The 18,330-nt window shown below is 62.1% G+C and carries 16 protein-coding genes and 1 tRNA gene; 10 read left to right on the forward strand and 7 right to left on the reverse strand.

What is annotated here, in order from left to right:
• Positions 1-86: 86 nt before the first annotated feature.
• Both QX071_RS07715 and QX071_RS07720 read right to left on the reverse strand, forming a co-directional pair.
• Entirely contained in the window at positions 87-1,043 is a 957-nt protein-coding gene (locus QX071_RS07715) for an IS110 family transposase (protein WP_315701447.1), read from the reverse strand.
• Positions 1,044-1,447: 404 nt separating this feature from the next.
• Positions 1,448-1,960, reverse strand: coding sequence for a hypothetical protein (locus QX071_RS07720; protein WP_315701446.1), 513 nt, complete (start codon positions 1,958-1,960; stop codon positions 1,448-1,450).
• 160 nt (positions 1,961-2,120) lie between these two features.
• Between QX071_RS07720 and QX071_RS07725 the strand changes: the two genes are divergently transcribed.
• On the forward strand, positions 2,121-2,927 hold the full coding sequence (locus QX071_RS07725) for a lytic murein transglycosylase (protein WP_315701445.1): 807 nt from the start codon (positions 2,121-2,123) through the stop codon (positions 2,925-2,927).
• A gap of 665 nt (positions 2,928-3,592) precedes the next feature.
• Here QX071_RS07725 and QX071_RS07730 read toward each other — a convergent pair.
• Together QX071_RS07730 and QX071_RS07735 are read right to left on the reverse strand one after the other, a co-directional pair.
• The gene (locus QX071_RS07730) at positions 3,593-3,814 is read right to left on the reverse strand and encodes a hypothetical protein (protein WP_315701444.1); all 222 of its coding nucleotides are present in this window, start codon (positions 3,812-3,814) and stop codon (positions 3,593-3,595) included.
• Positions 3,811-4,650: an SDR family NAD(P)-dependent oxidoreductase gene (locus QX071_RS07735; RefSeq protein ID WP_315701443.1), complete on the reverse strand. Its 840-nt coding sequence runs from the start codon at positions 4,648-4,650 to the stop codon at positions 3,811-3,813. Before QX071_RS07735 ends, QX071_RS07730 begins: the two co-directional genes overlap by 4 nt.
• A gap of 177 nt (positions 4,651-4,827) precedes the next feature.
• On the opposite strand from QX071_RS07735, the gene QX071_RS07740 reads away from it, so the two are divergent.
• Positions 4,828-5,232: a response regulator gene (locus QX071_RS07740; protein ID WP_315701442.1), complete on the forward strand. Its 405-nt coding sequence runs from the start codon at positions 4,828-4,830 to the stop codon at positions 5,230-5,232.
• Between the two features lie 75 nt (positions 5,233-5,307).
• Positions 5,308-5,919, forward strand: a complete 612-nt coding sequence (locus QX071_RS07745; RefSeq protein ID WP_315701441.1) for a LysE family translocator — start codon at positions 5,308-5,310, stop codon at positions 5,917-5,919.
• A 73-nt stretch (positions 5,920-5,992) separates the two neighbouring features.
• Here QX071_RS07745 and QX071_RS07750 read toward each other — a convergent pair whose 3' ends face one another.
• Complete coding sequence (locus QX071_RS07750; protein ID WP_315701440.1) at positions 5,993-6,139, reverse strand: hypothetical protein; 147 nt, start codon at positions 6,137-6,139, stop codon at positions 5,993-5,995.
• A gap of 297 nt (positions 6,140-6,436) precedes the next feature.
• On the opposite strand from QX071_RS07750, the gene QX071_RS07755 reads away from it, so the two are divergent.
• Complete coding sequence (locus QX071_RS07755; protein ID WP_315701438.1) at positions 6,437-7,663, forward strand: GGDEF domain-containing protein; 1,227 nt, start codon at positions 6,437-6,439, stop codon at positions 7,661-7,663.
• Positions 7,664-7,732: 69 nt separating this feature from the next.
• Here QX071_RS07755 and rpoH read toward each other — a convergent pair whose 3' ends face one another.
• Entirely contained in the window at positions 7,733-8,632 is a 900-nt protein-coding gene (gene rpoH / locus QX071_RS07760) for an RNA polymerase sigma factor RpoH (RefSeq protein WP_315703097.1), read from the reverse strand.
• Between the two features lie 219 nt (positions 8,633-8,851).
• A complete protein-coding gene (locus tag QX071_RS07765) occupies positions 8,852-9,904 on the reverse strand; it encodes an RluA family pseudouridine synthase (protein WP_315701437.1) in 1,053 nt (350 codons plus the stop codon).
• On the opposite strand from QX071_RS07765, the gene QX071_RS07770 reads away from it, so the two are divergent.
• The 6 genes from QX071_RS07770 (at position 9,903) to QX071_RS07795 (ending at position 17,915) form a co-directional block, all read left to right on the forward strand.
• The gene (locus QX071_RS07770) at positions 9,903-10,241 is read left to right on the forward strand and encodes a hypothetical protein (protein WP_315701436.1); all 339 of its coding nucleotides are present in this window, start codon (positions 9,903-9,905) and stop codon (positions 10,239-10,241) included. The two genes, QX071_RS07765 and QX071_RS07770, sit on opposite strands and share 2 nt — an antisense overlap.
• A gap of 211 nt (positions 10,242-10,452) precedes the next feature.
• Positions 10,453-10,527 (forward strand) — tRNA-Glu (locus QX071_RS07775).
• A gap of 473 nt (positions 10,528-11,000) precedes the next feature.
• Positions 11,001-12,662, forward strand: a complete 1,662-nt coding sequence (locus QX071_RS07780) for a class I SAM-dependent DNA methyltransferase (RefSeq protein WP_316171509.1) — start codon at positions 11,001-11,003, stop codon at positions 12,660-12,662.
• A complete protein-coding gene (locus tag QX071_RS07785) occupies positions 12,652-13,965 on the forward strand; it encodes a restriction endonuclease subunit S (RefSeq protein ID WP_316171511.1) in 1,314 nt (437 codons plus the stop codon). Before QX071_RS07780 ends, QX071_RS07785 begins: the two co-directional genes overlap by 11 nt.
• A gap of 2 nt (positions 13,966-13,967) precedes the next feature.
• The gene (locus QX071_RS07790) at positions 13,968-14,657 is read left to right on the forward strand and encodes an abortive infection family protein (protein ID WP_316171810.1); all 690 of its coding nucleotides are present in this window, start codon (positions 13,968-13,970) and stop codon (positions 14,655-14,657) included.
• Between the two features lie 114 nt (positions 14,658-14,771).
• Positions 14,772-17,915 carry a type I restriction endonuclease subunit R gene (locus QX071_RS07795; RefSeq protein ID WP_316171513.1) on the forward strand — a complete coding sequence of 1,048 codons (3,144 nt, stop codon included), beginning with the start codon at positions 14,772-14,774 and terminating at the stop codon, positions 17,913-17,915.
• The last annotated feature ends 415 nt before the right edge of the window (positions 17,916-18,330 follow it).

Genomic DNA, 18,330 nt, shown 5'->3' on the forward strand with positions numbered 1-18,330 from the left:
GTTCAAGGTCGGCGCCCGCTCCGCGGTACACGATAGGGGCACGTCATTCCGGGGCGCTCGCAAAGCGAGCGAGCCCGGCGACTGTCTTAGCTGTCAAGCGATTGCTGGGTATATCGGGTGTTGTTTTTGACCATGGTGTTTGCGGTGACCAACAGCTTTCGGGCGATGGCAATGAGGGCGAGCTTGGCGGGCTTGCCCTGTTCTCGCAGGGCTTGGTAGGCGGCTTTCATTCGGGGATTGTGACGGCTGGCGACGAGGGCGGCCATGTAGAGCGCCGTGCGCACGCAAGGGCGGCCGCCCGAGATGGCGGCACGGGGCGGCGCATTGCCGGACTGGCTGACATGCGGCGCGAGGCCGGCCAGGCTGGCGACAGCCTTGCGATCGACGCGGCCAATCTCAGGCAGTTCGGTGATCAGCACAGTGGCCACGCGCTCGCCGATCCCGGGGATCGAGGTGAGGATCTCGAAGCTGCAGGCAAGCTGCGGATCGGCGGCGATCCGGCGGTCGAGTTCGGTCTCGATCTGGCGGCACTGGGTCGTCAGAACAGAGATGGTGGCACGGTGATTGTCCAATAGGAGTGGCTCGGCGGTTTGTTTCAGCCGTGTCTTCTCCATGGCGATCATTTCCGTGAGCTGGCGACGACGTGTGGTGAGGGCCTTGAGCGTCAGCTGCTCGGCGGATGGCAATGGGCGAATGGCGTCGGTCATGGCGAGAGCGAAGCGCGCAATCAGCCGCGCGTCCAGCCTGTCGGTCTTGGCACGGCGCCCTTCAAACTCACGGAATGCCTTGATGCGGCGCGGATTGACGAGACCGACCTCGAACCCGGCCGCGCCGAGAGCGCTGACGAGTTGCCGGGCATAGGGGCCGATCGCCTCCAGCACGACACGGCCGACGCCGGCCTGGGTCAACCGCTCGACCACGGCGGCAACGCCTTCGGCAGCGTTGGCAACCCGGAAAGTCTTGCCCGAGGGAGCAAGGCCGACATCAAGAAAGCGCTGACCGACATCGATGCCGGCCGCGAGCGCAAGAGACTGAGCTGTCATGGGGATCAGACCTGTATGCGAGCTACCGGAAATCGGCGCTCATGCGACTGTTCGATCAGACAAGGCAAGCGGAGACGCCCAAGCCGGGTTACGGTCGCCGAGGCAACCGGGAATCCAACGAGCTGTCTCTACCCGCCGCCACTATGACAGTGACACCCGGTCAGATACAGGAATCCATACCCACAGGGAAACATTTTCGAGCACGATGGAGGAAGGTCTGCGCAACAAATTCCCGGCCTGTGGTTATGGATTCCGGGCCCGCGCTCTTCGAGCGCGTCCCGGAATGACCGATGGAGATTTGCGCGAGATTCCATGCTGTGCAATGGCGTCGCTGGGTCCGCGACTTCGCTGACTTCACTGCGCTCCGGAACGACGGCGTCAATGTCGTTGGGGTTGAGCGCGCGCTACGCCGCCTCGCCTTCGGCCACGCCATGCTGCTTGGCGATCACCGTCTGCCAGACGCTCGCGATGGCGCGCTGCGTCTCGGGGGCGATCAGGCAATGGCCCTCATTGTCGAAGCCGCAGAAGCGCACCGATGGATCGTGCCTGACCTCGGCGAGCGCGCGGTTGATCACTTCCAGGCAGGCCATGACCTGGCCGATGTTCTGCAGCCGCGTGTGATGCAGGATGTCGATCAGGCGGACCATCATCACCGGCGGCTGGCCGAGCGAGACGCCGGGCCGGGCGAATTCGAAGAAGACGTTGACAGCCGGCAGCATGCCTTCGATCTGCGAAAGCACTTTCGCGGCGTCGTCGGTGTTCAGGGCAACCAGATGCGCGCTCTGTGCCGGCAGCGTCGGCTGCGGCGGCGCATCCGCAGCGAGCCCGAGTCCGGCCAGCACCTGATGCTCGATCCAGCGCCGCACCTCCGGCGGGGCACTGCGGATCTGGTCGGCGGTCAGGGTAATTCCGATCATGGCGTCTCTCCTTTTGGCGGCGAGCTTAAGGGCGAGCGGTGGCGTAGTATTGACGCGGATCAAGCGCATTCCGGGCGGGGATTGCGATCTCTGCCGTTTTGACGCCACCGTTGCGGCCATGGCATGATCCGCTTCCCGATACCGATCATGAGGACTGTGCATGCTGATCCGTCGTCTGGCTGTGTTGTTCGCGGCCTGTGTTGCGGCAACGTCCGCGCAGGCCGCCCGCTGTGGCGGCGATTTCAACTCCTTCATCGCCAATGTGTCGGCGGACGCGCAGGCGGCCGGCATCTCCTCCAGCACGATCAGCTCAGCGTTGTCGGGCGTGACGATCGATCCCAGCGTGCTCGCCTTCGACCGCCGCCAGCGCTATACCTTCAACAAGACCTTCGAGCAGTATGTCGCGACCCGCGTCGGCCCCGGCCGCATCAACGGCGCCCGCGCCCGGCTGCAGCGCCACGCGGCGCTGCTGGCGCGCATCGAGCAGCAATATGGCGTGCCGCGGCAGATCCTGGTCGCGATCTGGGGGCTGGAAAGCGACTTCGGCACCGGCGACATGGGCAAGCTGCCGGTGGTCCGCACGCTCGCCACGCTGGCGCATGACTGCCGCCGCAGCGAGCTGTTCCAGGGCGAATTGCTTGCGGCTCTGCAGATCATCCAGCGCGGCGATCTGCCCTTGCGCGATTTGATCGGCGCCTATGCCGGCGAGATCGGGCAGACCCAGTTCCTGCCGTCGTCCTACATCAAATACGGCGTCGACTTCGACGGCGACGGCCGCGTCGACCTGCGCCACAGCGTGGCCGACGTCCTGGCCTCGACCGCGAACCTGCTCCACACCAACGGCTTCAAGATGGGCGCATCCTATGAGGAAGGCAGCGCCAATTTCGAGGCGATGCGCGAGTGGAACAGGGCGGTGATCTACCGCAAGACCATCGCGTACTTCGCCGATCAGCTGATGGGACGCTGAAGGGAGTTGCCTCCCACCCTCCACGTCATTCCGGGGCGTCGCGCAGCGACGAGCCAGGAATCCATAACCACCGGCGGATGTCGCGCTCTCGCCTGCTGACTGTACTCCCTGCAGACCGTACTAACAGCGTTGGCCTGTGGCCATGGATTCCGAGCCCGGCCCGCTGGGCTGTCCCGGAAGACGACCTTGAGCATGCGCATACGCCCAATGCGCAGATTGCCCGTCGTGCCAATCTGTCGCGTCACGTCGGCTTGCGTCGTCGGGCAAATCACCTGCAGAATCGTTCGCGTCTCGGCCCACAAGAGGGACGCCTCGCGACCGTCACGAGTGTCGGGCCTGAGATGCGATGGACGCGATCACCCGCAGCGCGCAGCTTGCGCGCGGACGAACGAGGTGAGCGCGGACGGCGAAATCGTGTGGTCCTGGCGTCCCGGTGCTGACGCCTGCGCGATGCGCCTTGGCGCATCGTCGCGACGGGGGCAAGAAAGCCGGTCCCCGGGGAGATCACGTATAAGCCGTAAACCATCGCGCAGGGAAGGCCGGATCATCCGGCTGAAACCTGTGGTAACCGCCGCGTGCATTCTTTTTCGCACGCGGGCCATGGGTATCAGCGGATACCCGGCCTTCCCTGCGTCCTCTGCTTGAAGAGGGCGCTAAATTATCGATCATGACTCGGGCATGCCATGTCGCGAGAATGCCGCCTCATACTCGTTCGTCATGCCCCGCGCATGCGGGGCATCCAGCACGCCGAGGCTCATCGAGAGATAATTGCTGTCTCTGGAATATTGGATCATCCGCTGGAGCCTGTCATCCGGCTCGCCGGAGGCGAGACCTGGTGGCGGATGATGACTGCAGATACGAAAGATCTGCCAGGATCGTTCGGTCACCCCGCCTTCGCCGCCGCCTTCTCGAGCCGCCTCGCCATCACGTTCCAATAGGTGCCCGGCATGAGACGCTGCAACAGATCCATGAAGCGCGCGTCGCTGCCGATCAGGATGCGCGGTTCGTTGCGTTCGATCCCTTTGATGATCCGCAGCGCCGCATCCTTCGGCGTCGTCTTGGCGAGCTTCTCGAAGCGGTCGATGGCCTGCGCCCGCCGCGCATTGTCGGTCATGCCGCTGCCGGACCGGGCGTTGCGCGCGATCGCGGTGGCGATACCGCCGGGATGCACCACCGAGAGCTTCACCGGGCTTTGTGCCATCGCGAGCTCATGCCGCAGGCTTTCGGAAAAGCCGCGCACGGCGAATTTCGCCGCCGCATAGGCGCATTGTCCGGGCGGCGCGATGATGCCGAAGATCGAGGAGAGGTTGACGATATGCGCTTGCGGCCTTTGCGAAAGATGCGGCAGGAAGGCGCGCGTGCCGTGCACCACGCCCCAGAAATTGATGTTGAACAGCCATTCCATGTCGGCCTGCGAGATTTCGGCAAAGGTCCCGGCCAGCGCGACGCCGGCATTGTTGATGAGGATGCTGAGCGAAGGGTGCGCGCCGGTTGCCGCTTGTGCGAACGCCGCGATCGCGCCGGCATCGCTGACATCGAGCCGATGCGTGGTCACCTTCCTGCCGTGCCGGGCGACCTCATCGGCGATGCTTGCCAGCCCGGCCTCGTCGCGATCGGCGAGCGCGAGGTCGCAGCCGCGTGCCGCCAGTTCTTGTGCGAGCGCGCGCCCGATGCCGCTCGCGGCGCCCGTCACCGCCGCCGCCGTTCCGTTGATCCTCGTCATTGTTTGTTGCTCCCCCTTGCGCCTGTTGTTCCTCGCGCGCCTCGCGTTCGTATGATGACTCGTGTATTCCAACGCGTTGCCGGCGACGTGAGACTTTTTGATATTGGAACTGAACCATCGGACGGTTCCGCTTTTAACTCACATTACTTTGTGAAGATACAATTTGGAGGCACACGCATGGGACAGTCGAAGCCCTTCCGCGCCACGGCCCTGATCGTGGAGGATGATCCCACGCAGCGGGATATGGTGACCATGCTGCTGGAGGAGAGCGACTACGACGTGATCGCCTGTGAGAGCGCGGAGGCGGCGGAGCTCGTTCTCAGCAAGCCCGGCAATCGCGTGGTGCTGTTGATGACCGATGTCAATCTGGCGGGACGGATGAGCGGGGTGGAGCTCGCGCATATCGCCAAGCAGCGCCAGCCGCGGCTCAACGTGGTGGTGACCTCGGGCCGGCCTTTGGCGGAGCCGTTGCCGGACGATACCAAATTCTGGTCGAAGCCGTGGGCGCCGCTGGACGTGCTGCGCGAGGCCGAAATGGCGCTCACGGCCGCCGGTCCCTCCGAGGCGCGGCGGCGCGAATAGCAGGATGGCTGCCGGATGCTTCCGTCGGGTCCGGCGCTGTGATAGCAGCGTGGTGAGTGCAGCCGGAGGCCTCTGATGTCGATCGCATTTCTCCTCACCTCGCTGATCGTGGTGGCCTCGCCCGGCACCGGCGTGCTGTATACGCTCTCGGTGGCGCTCGCGCGGGGGGCACGCGCGAGCACCGCCGCGGCTTTCGGCTGCACGCTCGGCATCATCCCGGCGATGCTGGCCGCGATCTTCGGACTCGCCGCCGTGCTGCACACCAGCGCATTGGCTTTCGCCGCGCTGAAATGGTGCGGCGTGCTCTATCTGTTGTACATGGCCTGGCAGACCTTGCGGGAGAGCGGCGCGCTCTCGGTCGAGGCGCGCGCCGAGGCGAAATCGCACCGTCAGGTGATCGCCACCGGCTTCCTGATCAACATTCTCAATCCGAAACTGTCGATGTTCTTCCTGGCCTTCCTGCCCCAGTTCATCGCCGCCGACGAGGCGCATCCGCTTCCTGAGATGCTCCTGCTCAGCGCGGTCTTCATGGCGATGACCTTCGTCGTCTTCGTGCTTTATGGGCTGTTCGCCGCCCGCGTCCGCGACGCGGTCGTGACCAGGCCGAACGTGATGGGCTGGATGCGTCGGGCCTTCGCCGGCGGGTTTGCGCTGCTCGGCGCCCGGCTCGCCTTGACGGATCGCTAGGACGATCCCATTTCGGATAATGGTGAGAGCCCGGGTGGAAGCCGCGCTCCCACCCGGGGAAGGGGTGGCGCAACTACTTCTTCTTGGCAGCCTTTTTGGTCTTCTTGGCGGCCTTCTTGGTCGCTTTCGCGGCCTTCTTCGCTTTCTTTGCCATCGGATCCTCGTTCAGGAGTTCATGGATTGAAACGCGACGCGAGGCCGGCACAGCGGACGCCCGCATGTGCGACAGCCTCGGGGAATGATCCCAGCAGATTCGCGAACGGCTGCCTCACTCTGTCACCGCTCCGTCATGCCGTTATCCACAGCTCGGTTGCAGGTAATGACGGCGTGGGATCGGCGCACAGCGTTAACGGGAGGCAAACGCGCCGTCTTCATCAATTCAAAACCACGGCGAAATCTCGGTTTTGCCATTGAGGTTCCTTTAAGCCCGTCGCCCCATGGTGTCGCGATCGTCAGGGATCCTCATGGCCACCACCTTTGTAAATCGATGGGACAGGGCGCGCGTTCTGTTATCGCCATGCTGAGCGTCCCGACCCTGTGGACGGCCTTCATCGTCAACTTTCTCGCGCTGGGCTTGATCTGGGCTTACGTCCTGCGCAGCTACCCCAACCTGGAAGCGGCCCGCTTTTGGACCGGATCGGCGCTCGTTGCCGCGGCGGGCGCGACGCTCGCGCTGATGCGCATCTATTTTGACGCGATGTTGCCGCTGCTGTTGGGCAGCGGCATGATCGTCTTCGCGATCTGTTTGAGCGCGATGGGCGTTCAGCGCTTCTATGATCAACCTGTGTCGTGGCGGAATACGGTGCTCACCGTCTTGCTGACCGGCGCTGCGGTCGCGTTCTTTGTCTATGTCTATGACAGCCAGCCGCTGCGAATCGTCGCGTATTCGATCGGCCAGTTCATACCGGTGTTTCTGATCGCGCGGCGGCTGCTCGACCCGCGGAAGGGCCGCGTCAATCCCGGCGCGCGGTTGGCCGGAGTTCTCGCCATTCTGCTCATGGCGATTTTCATGTTTCGTGTCGCCGGCAGCCTGACAGGTCTCGACTTCAACATCAGCCGCTCCAGCACCGTGCAGTCCGTCGCGGTGTTGGTCCTGATCTTCTTATCCATGTCGCTCAATTTCGGTTTCCTGCTGATGGCGGTCGACCGGCTCCGTAATGAGGTGGCCGATCTCGCGCTGCTCGATGATCTCACGGGGGTTGCCAATCGGCGTCATCTGATGCTGCGGCTCGGCGAAGAATGTGCGCGCTCGGAGCGTTCGGGCCGGCCATTTGCGCTGCTTGTGATCGACCTCGACGGCTTCAAGTTCATCAACGACACTTATGGCCATGCCGCGGGCGATGCCTGCCTGCAGCATTTCACCTTGATGACGCAGACCCGGCTGCGGCCCGGGGACATGCTTGCGCGGACCGGCGGGGACGAGTTCTGCATCGTGTTGCCGTCGTCCACCTTGCGCGAAGGGGAGATGATCGCGCGGCGCGTGCTGCAGGTCTGCCGCGAGGATGCGGAGGCTTGTACCGGCTCCGACATCCCGATCGCCGTCTCGATCGGCATCGCCGAATGGAGCGGCGAGGTCGGGGCCTTTCCGGACCGCTTGATCGCGCGCGCGGACCAGGCGCTGTACGTGGCGAAGAAGCAGGGCAAGAACGGCTATGCGCTCCATGACGGCGCTCCGTCACTTGCTCCCGATATGATCGCCGGCCTGCTGGGCGCACAGATCGCCCACGACGCTTCGGCATCCTGATGCAGCAAAGCCGGCGTCGCCGCCGGCTCCATTCATTGCTTCCGATGAGCGATCAGACAGAAGCCGCGCTTAGTGCGCAGCTTCCAAGGCTGCAGCTTCCTGCTTGGCGATCGTGCCCTTGACGGCCGACTGCACCTTCTCGAAGGCGCGAACCTCGATCTGGCGCACGCGCTCGCGGGAGACGCCGAACTCGGCGGCGAGATCCTCCAGCGTCATCGGGTCCTCTGCGAGCCGCCGCGCTTCGAAGATGCGGCGTTCGCGCGGGTTGAGCACGCCGATCGCGCCGTTCAGCGCCGCGCGGCGGTGATCATACTCCTCGTGCTCGGCCATGATGGCTTCCTGGTTGGGCGAGGTATCGACCAGCCAGTCCTGCCATTCGCCCGCCTCGCCGTCGTCGCGGATCGGCGCGTTCAGCGAGGCGTCGCCGCCGAGGCGGCGGTTCATGTCGACCACGTCCTGAGCGGTCACGCCGAGCCGCTTGGCGATCAGCTTGACCTGATCGGGGTGAAGATCGCCTTCGTCCAGCGCGGAGATCCGGCTCTTGGCCTTGCGCAGGTTGAAGAACAGCTTCTTCTGGTTCGCCGTGGTGCCCATCTTCACGAGCGACCAGGATCTCAGGATGTACTCTTGTATTGACGCCTTGATCCACCACATGGCGTAGGTGGCAAGACGAAATCCCTTCTCGGGCTCGAACCTTTTCACAGCCTGCATCAGGCCGACATTGCCTTCCGAGACGACTTCGGATATCGGCAAGCCATAGCCGCGGTAGCCCATGGCGATCTTGGCCACGAGCCGCAAGTGGCTGGTCACGAGTCGCTGCGCTGCGTCGCTGTCGTCATGCTCGCGCCAACGTTTGGCAAGCATGTACTCTTCCTGCGGTTCCAGCATCGGGAACTTGCGGATTTCGGCGAGGTAGCGAGAAAGTCCGGATTCTCCATTGAGAACCGGTAAAGTAGCTGTACGGGCCATTGAGCGCCCTCCAGTTGGTTCAGGCCCCCGATAGCGGCGGGCCAGGCAAGACGGTCGCTTTCTTAAAGCCGGCCAGCTTGCGATGTTCCTTGCGTCGGGTATTCGACGCGGACGCAACATACACTAAAATCATCCGCGGGTGGAAGGATAACAGGGGTCACGTCCCCGTGTGGCTGCCATAACATATTGTCATACTTACGTTTTTCTCAACAGTCTGCGTCATAGCGCCGCCCCCAGCGCGCCTCGCAAAGCTGCCAGATCGGGCGGAAGCTCGGATTCCCAGTGCATCAGCTCGCCGGTTCTGGGGTGTTCTATTACCAGAAGGTATGCATGTAGCGCTTGGCGGCCGAGGGACGCGAGGGCGGCCTGGGCCGCCGGGCTGAGCTGGCTCGCCTTGGTCTTGAAATGCGGGCCATAGACAGCGTCGCCAAGCAGCGGGTGGCCGAGATGCGCCAGGTGCACCCGGATCTGGTGGGTGCGGCCGGTCTCGAGACGGCAGGCCAAAAGAGCGGCGACCGGCTTGCCGTCGCGGCCGTTGAAGGTTTCCTGCACCTCGTAATGGGTGACGGCGTGGCGGCCGCGCTCGCGCACGGCCATCTTCTCGCGGGCGTGCGGGTGGCGGTCGATCGGCGCATCGATCGTGCCGTACTGACGGTGCGGCACGCCCCAGGCAAAGGCCAGATAGCCGCGTTCCATCAGCCCGGTGCGGCCGTGATCGGCGAACTGGGCGCTGAGGGATTGATGCGCCATGTCGTTCTTGGCGATCACCATCAGCCCCGATGTATCCTTGTCGAGGCGATGGACGATACCCGGCCGCTTGACGCCGCCGATGCCGGACAGGCTGGCGCCGCAATGGGCGATCAGCGCGTTCACCAGCGTTCCCGTCTCGTGGCCGACGGCGGGATGCACCACCAGCCCGGCCGGCTTGTCGATGACGATGATGTCCTCGTCCTCGTAGACGATATGAAGCGGGATGTTCTCGGCCGCGGGCTCGGCCGCCACCGCCTCCGGCACGTCGATTGTGATCGTGTCGCCGGCCGCGACATGGTAAGCGGGGTCACGAACCGCGACGGGGCTGGTTTGGCCGGGGTTGGTTCGGCCGATGCTGACCTGACCGATGCTGACTTGGCCCGCCAGGATCAGCGCCTTCAGCCGCGACCGTGACAGCTCCGGCAGCCTGCTTGCGAGTACGCGGTCGAGCCGCGACGAGCCCTCGTCGCCGGCGACGACGACCCTGACCGATCCTTGAGGACGAGAAGCCGAGATTTCCATGAACACTACCGTTGCGCCGGACGCATCATCCCCCGAGCAGGCTCAGCTGATGGCACGGCTGCGGCGCATGATGATGATTGCAGGGGTGACGACGTCGGTCGCGATCGCCGTCCTGCTGGTTGCCATCGGCTACCGCCTTTTCAAGGGCGAGGGAAGCGCCGCGTCCGGCCCCGATATCACGGCCGTGCTGCCCAAGGGCGCCCGGATCGTCGCGACCGCCACGGCCGGCGACCGCCTCGCCGTGACCCTGGACGTCGGCGGCACCACCGAAATCCGCACCTACGACGCCAAAACCCTGAAACCCACCGGCCGCCTGCGCTTCGCCGTCGAGCCGTGAGGGCGGAAAAGATATCTTTTCGGTCATACGGGGCGATCTCTCGCCGCGACAGCGGTGCGCCCCCCTCCCCCTTGCGGGGAGGGGTTGGGGGTGGGGTTCTCTCCACGAGGCGCCCCCCTCGGAAAACCCACCCACCCACCGACAACCTCACGGATAATTCCGCCGCCCGTCTTGCGGTGCGCCGATTTCGAGGCTATTCGGTTCACCTCACGCTCCCTTCGTCTAGCGGTTAGGACGCGGCCCTCTCAAGGCTGAAACAGGGGTTCGATTCCCCTAGGGAGCGCCAATAAAATCAATGACTTAGCTGAATCTGGCAAAAGTCGTCGAATATCCGTCAAATAAGCGTCTACGGATGCTGGCGGACGCTCCAGGGCACGTATGCTCACGACAGGTGGCCGTCCTCAGATCCGCCAGCGGAGCTGGCTTCAGAAAAAGCGATCGTCTTCCAATAGGCATCGGGACGAGAGGGCGTCTCATCCTGGCGTGTTTCCGTGCGCTAAGCGAGCTGTTGCCGACATGACCCGCGCGAGGAGCGCCGGGATTCATCATCCTGCGTGCGGCGAATGACCGGGGCGGTACCTTGATCAAGGAAGGTTGAGGGGTAGGATGCTGGCTCCTTCTCACCCGAGGCGCCGCCGTACGGGCTTGGCGATGGAGAGCATCGGCGGCGATGGTCCGATGGGCTCTACCTCCTATTAAACAATTGTTGACCATAACGGGCTTGGTCAACGGGGATGCTTAGAGACTGGGGATTTAGTGGTGCCGCGCGGGAAAAATTCTGGAAACAAGAAAACTGTCGCTAAGGATGTAAAGCCGGGTCTCTCCATTGCCGCTACGCTATTCGCGGCTGCCGATAAGCTACGGGGCAACATGGATGCCGCCGAATATAAGCATGTCGCACTCGGGCTAATCTTCCTGAAGTATATCTCCGACCGGTTCGACGCCCGCATCGCGGAGGTTAAGGCAAACCCGGAGGAAGCATTCCTCCTCGACGATCCCGATGCTGCCCGCGATCTGATCGTCGGCGCCGGCATCTTCTTCGTGCCCGAGCGTGCGCGCTGGGACTTTCTGAAGGAGAACGCCACCAGTACCAAGCCGACGATTGGCGAGCTGATTGATCAGGCCATGATCGCCATCGAGGCGGAGAACCCGACGCTCAAGGGCGTGCTGACCAAAAACTATGCCCGTCAAGAGCTGGACCAGACCCGGCTGGGCGGCGTGCTGGAGCTGTTCTCCAACATCAAGTTTGAGGACGCGCATCACGGCCAGGATGTCCTGGGCCGCGTCTACGAGTATTTCCTTGGTGAGTTCGCCAAGTTGGAGGGCAAACGCGGAGGGCAGTATTATACGGCTGGCTGCGTGGTGAAGCTGCTCGTCGCCATGCTGGAACCGTTCAAGGGTCGCGTCTACGACCCATGTTGTGGGTCAGGGGGAATGTTCGTTCAGTCCGAGCGCTTCGTCGAGGAGCACGCCGGCAAGCATGTCGACCCCAAGAAGGCGCGCGATCAGATCGCAGTCTACGGGCAGGAATCGAACGCGACCACATGGCGGCTGGCCAAGATGAACCTTGCCATCCGGGGCATCGAGGCCAACCTGGGCTCGAAATGGTCGGACTCATTCCATGAGGACCTGCACAAGGGCCTGATGGCGAAATATGTGCTCGCTAACCCTCCCTTCAATGATAGCGACTGGGGCGGCGACAAGCTCAAGGGAGACGCCCGCTGGCGCTATGGCGTGCCGCCCGCTGGTAACGCCAATTTTGCTTGGCTCCAGCATATCGTGTATCACCTCGCGCCGGATGGTTACGCTGGCGTGGTACTGGCCAATGGCTCGCTTTCCAGCCAGCAATCCGGCGAGGGTGACATCCGCCGAGCATTGATCGAAGGCATTACTGTCACCGAAGACGAGAAAAAGATCCACTATCCCGGCCTCGTCGATTGCATCGTTGCGCTGCCGGGACAGCTCTTCTCCACTACGCAGATTCCGGTCTGTCTGTGGTTCCTGACTCGCGACAAGTCGAATGGTATCTCGCGAGATAAGAAGCTGCGTGACCGCACCGGCGAAATCCTGTTCATCGACGCGCGGGGCTTGGGCACCATGGTCTCGCGTACCCTCAAGGAGCTGACGGACGAGGACATCGCCAAGGTCGCCGACACGTATCACGCGTGGCGGGAGGTGGGCGCGCGCTATCAGGATGTGCCCGGCTTCGCCAAGTCAGTAGATCTACAGAAGGTCGAAGCGGAGGGCTTCGTGCTCACGCCGGGGCGTTACGTGGGCACCGAAGCGGCCGAAGAGGACGAGGAAGGCTTCGAGGCCAAGATGACGCGGCTGACCGCAGCCCTGCGCGCACAGATGGCAGAGGGCGCGACGCTCGACGAGCGTATCCGCAAGGCGCTGGCGGGGGTCGGCTATGGCTGGTGAATGGACAGAGACAACGTTTGCCGAGCTTGTCGGTGGCCCACAAAACATCATCGGCGGCCCATTCGGCTCCAACCTTACTCAGGCGGATTACACCATTCATGGTGTCCCCGTGATCCGTGGAAGCAATATGGGGCAGATGGGGCGTTTTATCGCGGGGGACTTTGCCTATGTCAGCGATCAGAAGGCTAGCACCCTTGCTTCCAATCAAGTCATGCCGGGGGATATTGTCGTAACGCAACGTGGCACGATGGGGCAGGTTTCCATCGTGCCGCAGGGGAGGGCCGAAAAATTCATCGTTTCTCAAAGCCAGATGGGTGTTCGCGTTGAAGCAAGCGACCCTATGTTTGTGTATTACCTTCTGACGTCCAAGCTGTTCTCTGACTACCTTGAAGGGGCGACCATTCAAACTGGCGTGCCTCATATTAACATGGGTATACTTCGATCTTGGCGAGTTGCTGCCCCGCCAAAACGTTCCCAAGAATTGATTGCCGCCGTTCTTTCCTCCCTTGATGACAAGATCGAACTGAATCGGCGTACGGCGGTGACACTGCAGGAAATGGCGCAGGCGCTGTTCAAGAGCTGGTTCGTGAGTTTCGATCCCGTCCGCGCCAAGGCGGAGGGCCGCCCTACGGGCCTGCCCGACACCACCGCGGCCCTCTTTCCGGCCCGCTTCTGCGACGGTGGGCTGCCGGAGGGCTGGCAAGAAGCTCCGTTCGGCGAAGTGTTCGACATTAGAAACGGCAACACGCCAAGTACGGAAGATCATCGATATTGGGGAGGTGATCATCAGTGGGCTACGCCAAGGGACTTGTCGCCGCTCGCGTCCCCAGTGCTGCTCAACACAGACAGGACGCTATCGGATCAAGGCTTGGCTGTGGTCAACTCAGGGTTGTTGCCGGTTGGGTCTGTGCTCTTGTCAACACGCGCGCCCATTGGCTACCTGGCCTTTGCCACACGTCCGGTTGCCATCAATCAAGGGATGGCAGGAATCGTCCGCAAAAGCGTCTCACCAACATATGCTTGGCTATGGTGCGATACCAACATTGACATGTTCCGCGCGGTTGCCGGCGGCTCAACATTCCCAGAGATCAGTAAAGGCACGCTACGTCGTTTGCCCATGGTTATTCCGACCGGCTCTATTTCGGAGGCCTTTGCGGCATGTGTAGATCCCATAGTAGAGCGCCTTATCGAGTTGGCGAGTGAGAGTGACCGCCTTGCAACGGTGCGTGATACCCTTCTTCCCCGGCTCATATCCGGGGAGTTGCGGATCAAGGACGTTGACGCCAAGGGGGAGGCGGCGTGACGATGGTCTATCGTCTCCAAATGCTGCGCGCGCTGATTGAGGCCCATCCCGATAGAGCGGATCGGCTGAAGGTGCATGTCGATGCTTTGGAGTCCACCATTATCGGGGAACCAGAGCGCTGCCTTGAGCGGGTGCGAGCGTTGTTCGAAGCGACATTTCACACTATCGCTCCCCATTTGGGATTGGGCTCCGTTGCGGGAGAGGATTTCCCTGCACAAAATAGCCGAATTATTAAGGCGCTGGACTTCAGTCTGGATGGACATCCTGATGCCCAGCGCATCGGAGAGACGATCCGAAAGCTGGTAGGCAGCATTAACGGTACCGTCGGCGCCCTGGCTGAGTTGAGCAACATTAGTGGCATGCGTCATGGCGGATCGCTCGACTGGAAAACGCTGCAACGTCAGCATGCCCTCATGTTGGGCGGACTATGCGATACGCTTGTTAGTTTTCTGTTCGACGCGACTTGGAGTCGATTAACAGCTACAGATGCAAGCAATCCGAAATACGGCGATTTCGCCGAGTTCGACGCATATCTCGATTCCGAACATGAAATTGTGGAAATTGCGGGTGCGAATTTTGAGCCCAGTCGAGTTCTGTTTCAGCTGGACCGCACAATCTATGACGCGGCGAGAGTAGAATGGGAACTGGCCCAGGCTCCAGATCAGACTACGGATAAAGAGGCCGCCGCATGACGCGCGTCGTCAGACCCGAACCTGTTCAACTAGACGCAGCAGCGCGCTGGCGTAGTCCCCCGAGGTGCTCCGGCGCGATCGCGTCCGTTTGGTGTTAAATCATTGGGAGGTAGCATGAGCGAGACCTACGCCACGCCCTCCGACACCCCTCGCATGGAGCTGGCAGAACAGGCAGTTGAGCTGGCAGCGCTGTCGTGGTTCGAGCTGATCGGCTGGAAGAGCCTGCCGGGGGATCACCTTGCACCAGACGGCCCGATGGGAGCTCGTGCCGACTACCGTGAGGCAATCCTCGAGCCAGAGTTGCGCAGCGCTATCGCCTTGCTTAACCCCGAGGCTACTTCAGATATGGTCGACTCCGCCGTGATCAAGATCAAGGCGTCGCAGAGTCAGGACCTGATCGAGAATAACCGACTCTTCCATCCCTTCCTCGTCAGCGGCGTACCGGTCGAGGTCAACGAGAAAGGAACCACGCGCACTGTCGGCATTAGGATCATCGATCAGGAACGGCCTCACGCGAACCGCCTATTGGTTGCTAACCAGTTCATCGTGAAGAGCGACAGGGGAACCGTGCGCGCGGACGTGACCGCTTTCGTCAATGGGCTGCCGATCGCGGTGCTGGAGCTGAAGAGCCCGTCGGACGCGACGGCCACGCTGGAGAAGGCGCACAACCAGCTTACAACCTACAAGTCGCGAGCGCCGGAGCTGATGCGTACCAATCAGGTGCTCGTGATCAGCGATGGGAGTAACGCGCGCATCGGTTCGCTTACGGCAAAGTTGGACCGGTTCGCACCGTGGCGCACCATTGATGGCGCGGATTTCGATGACACCGGGCGTTCCGAATTGGAGGTGCTGATCCGCGGCGTATTCGCGCCCGAGCGATTCATGGACTTGATCATCGATTTCGTTGCCTTCGAGATCAAGGACGGCACCGTCAAGTCCAAGAAACTTGCAGCATACCACCAGTTTCATGCGGTCAGGAAGGCGCTGATCTCGACGCTGGCGGCTTCGCAATCCGGCAGCCGCAAGGGCGGCGTGGTGTGGCATACGCAAGGATCGGGCAAGTCGCTGACCATGCTCTTTTTCGTGCGTCAGCTCCAGCTCGCCAAGGCACTGAAAAACCCCACAATCGTTTTGGTGACCGATCGCAATGACCTCGACGACCAGCTCTTCGGTACTTTCGCCGATCACCGCACAGCCCTCCGCGGTCTTCCTCGGCAGGCCGAAACGGCGGAAGAGATGCGGGAGCTGCTCGCGGTTGACATCGGTGGTCTTGTTTTTACGACCATTCAGCGCTTCCGGGGCGAGGATGGCGCCCATCCGCTGCTCACCGATCGCAGCAACGTGATCGTCATTGCCGATGAGGCGCATCGCACACAATATGGCTTCAAGAAGCGCTACGTGGAACGCGAGGGCGGTATCCGAGAGGCGGTGGGCTTCGCCAATTACCTGCGGCAGGCATTGCCTCACGCCACAGTCATCGGATTCACCGGTACGCCCATCGAGGAGAGGGACCGCGACACCTATGGGACTTTTGGCGAGGTGATCGACACCTACGACATGACCCGTGCGGTGCACGATCATGCTACGGTCCCCATCCATTATACCGCGCGCCTCGCCCGTCTCCACCTCGCCCTTGACGAAGCCGAACGCGCTCAGCTCGACATTCTCGCCGAGGAACTGTCGGAGGGAGACGATGCTGCCGTCGAGAGGATCAAAGGTAAGCTCGCGCGCTTCGAGGAAGTGGTCGGCTCCCGGGATCGGATCAAGCAGATAGCCGCGGATGTCGTGAGCCACTTCGACGCGCGCCGCGAAGCGATGGCGGGCGGTAAGGGCATGATCGTCACCGTCAGCCGGCGCGTCGCCGTGATGCTCTACGATGAAATCGCCGAGCTCAGACCGGACTGGGTCTCAGCCGACACAGGCGACGATAAGGCTGGATTGCTGAAGGTGGTGATCACGGGCAACCGAGCCGACGATCCCCAGCTTTTGCAGCCTCACCTGCGCACCAAGTCCCGGCTTGAGGCGCTCGCGACTCGGTTCAAGGATCCTTCATCGGGCTTCGATCTGGTGATCGTGCGTGACATGTGGCTGACCGGGTTCGATGCGCCGTCGCTCCATACGCTCTATATTGACAAGCCCATGCGTGGCCACGGTCTCATGCAGGCAATCGCGCGTGTCAACAGAGTCTGGGGTGATAAGCCCGGTGGGTTGGTCGTCGACTATCTGGGGATCGGAGCTGAGCTCAAGGCGGCTTTGGAGGAGTATACCCAAGGCGACCGTGACCAAGTGCGAATGGACGCCGACGAAGCGGCGCGTCAGACGTTGACGCTCCTCGAAAGTGCGCTGGCGCTTTTGGGCAGTGTCCCTTGGAGGGGCTTTTTCGTCGCGCCACCGGCCGCTCGGCTGACGATCTTAAAACAGTGCCTCGAGCACCTGCTGGCCACAGGCAAGCGTGACGCTTTCATCGAGACTGGGCTCAAACTAGAGATCGCGTATGCGATCAGCGCAGGCGATGAACGGGTTAAAGGGCGCGCGCACGAGATTGCGATGGTTGCCGCGCTACGCGCGAACTTGGCGAAATACACGACGGGTACAGGGCGGAGCCGCGCTACAGTGGAGCGAGACATCCGCCAACTGCTCTCGAAAGCAGTGATGGCAGATGGTATTCTTGATGTGTTCAAGTCCGCCGGGCTGGACCAACCCGACCTGTCCATCTTCTCCGACGAGTTCCTTTCCGAGGTGCGCGGCACCAAACAGAAAAATCTCGCAGTCGAGACTCTGCGCCGCCTGCTTGCAGATGAGATCAAGGCGTATGCCCGCTCGAATATCGTACAATCCCAGAAGCTGAGCGAGCGGTTGGACGAGACACTGCGCAAGTACCATAATCGTGCCGTCGATAGTGTGCAGGTCATCGAGGAGCTGATTGCGTTGGCGCATGAAATTCGCGCCGAGTCGGCGCGGGCGGCGGAGCTGGGATTATCAAAAGAAGAAGTAGCCTTTTACGAGGCTCTCGCGGAGAACGGGTCAGCGCGGGAATTGATGGCCCATGAGACGCTGCGCACCCTTGCGCAGCTGCTGGTCCAAACAATCCGAAACTCGGCAACCATCGACTGGACCCACAAGGAGGGCGTCCGAGCCAAGATGCGCATCGAGGTCCGAAAGCTTCTTGCTCGATACGGCTATCCGCCTGACCTGCAAAAAGCTGCCGTCGACTTGGTCGTCCGTCAGGCTGAGACAATTGCTGCTGATTGGGGTTGAGCAGGCCTCAGAAGTCTGCTTGATCGGTAAGAATATCTTTTCGTGGCGATCGGCGTCAAACCGGACTGGCGAGGCTGCAAGATCCGGCTGCACCAGTCGTTGCGGAGGCGAGAGGCTTAGCACTTGTTCCTCTAAACGCGTTCTTCGGCGATAGTTCGGAGAAGGATGGCTGACGGCAACATGCTTCCGTGAATTGCGCGCGTATCGCCAAGTTTTGCAATGGCGGCCTTGAAAGAGTTTCTGAATTTCGGCGTCAAGCACCGTTCGGAAACTAGGCTGGACGAAGTGAGCGCGGCCTTAGATGGTAGTTGGTTGTGCTTGGAGGCATGCTGTGTGCCGCGCCGTCAGGAGGAGGGTGCTGGCTGTGCGCCTCAATTCAGTGAACTGGCGGCTGTAAATCGCAAGCTTTTGAGGG

Source organism: Bradyrhizobium sp. SZCCHNS1022 (genome assembly GCF_032484835.1).
GTDB lineage: Bacteria > Pseudomonadota > Alphaproteobacteria > Rhizobiales > Xanthobacteraceae > Bradyrhizobium.

Excerpts from the sequence above, each read along its gene's own strand:
- QX071_RS07715 (WP_315701447.1), bottom strand. The coding sequence starts at position 1,043 with ATGACAGCTCAGTCTCTTGCGCTCGCGGCCGGCATCGATGTCGGTCAG.
- QX071_RS07720 (WP_315701446.1), bottom strand. The coding sequence starts at position 1,960 with ATGATCGGAATTACCCTGACCGCCGACCAGATCCGCAGTGCCCCGCCG.
- QX071_RS07725 (WP_315701445.1), top strand. The coding sequence starts at position 2,121 with ATGCTGATCCGTCGTCTGGCTGTGTTGTTCGCGGCCTGTGTTGCGGCA.
- QX071_RS07735 (WP_315701443.1), bottom strand. The coding sequence starts at position 4,650 with ATGACGAGGATCAACGGAACGGCGGCGGCGGTGACGGGCGCCGCGAGC.
- QX071_RS07740 (WP_315701442.1), top strand. The coding sequence starts at position 4,828 with ATGGGACAGTCGAAGCCCTTCCGCGCCACGGCCCTGATCGTGGAGGAT.
- QX071_RS07745 (WP_315701441.1), top strand. The coding sequence starts at position 5,308 with ATGTCGATCGCATTTCTCCTCACCTCGCTGATCGTGGTGGCCTCGCCC.
- QX071_RS07750 (WP_315701440.1), bottom strand. The coding sequence starts at position 6,139 with ATGCGGGCGTCCGCTGTGCCGGCCTCGCGTCGCGTTTCAATCCATGAA.
- QX071_RS07755 (WP_315701438.1), top strand. The coding sequence starts at position 6,437 with ATGCTGAGCGTCCCGACCCTGTGGACGGCCTTCATCGTCAACTTTCTC.
- rpoH (WP_315703097.1), bottom strand. The coding sequence starts at position 8,632 with ATGGCCCGTACAGCTACTTTACCGGTTCTCAATGGAGAATCCGGACTT.
- QX071_RS07770 (WP_315701436.1), top strand. The coding sequence starts at position 9,903 with ATGAACACTACCGTTGCGCCGGACGCATCATCCCCCGAGCAGGCTCAG.
- QX071_RS07765 (WP_315701437.1), bottom strand. The coding sequence starts at position 9,904 with ATGGAAATCTCGGCTTCTCGTCCTCAAGGATCGGTCAGGGTCGTCGTC.
- QX071_RS07785 (WP_316171511.1), top strand. The coding sequence starts at position 12,652 with ATGGCTGGTGAATGGACAGAGACAACGTTTGCCGAGCTTGTCGGTGGC.
- QX071_RS07790 (WP_316171810.1), top strand. The coding sequence starts at position 13,968 with ATGGTCTATCGTCTCCAAATGCTGCGCGCGCTGATTGAGGCCCATCCC.
- QX071_RS07795 (WP_316171513.1), top strand. The coding sequence starts at position 14,772 with ATGAGCGAGACCTACGCCACGCCCTCCGACACCCCTCGCATGGAGCTG.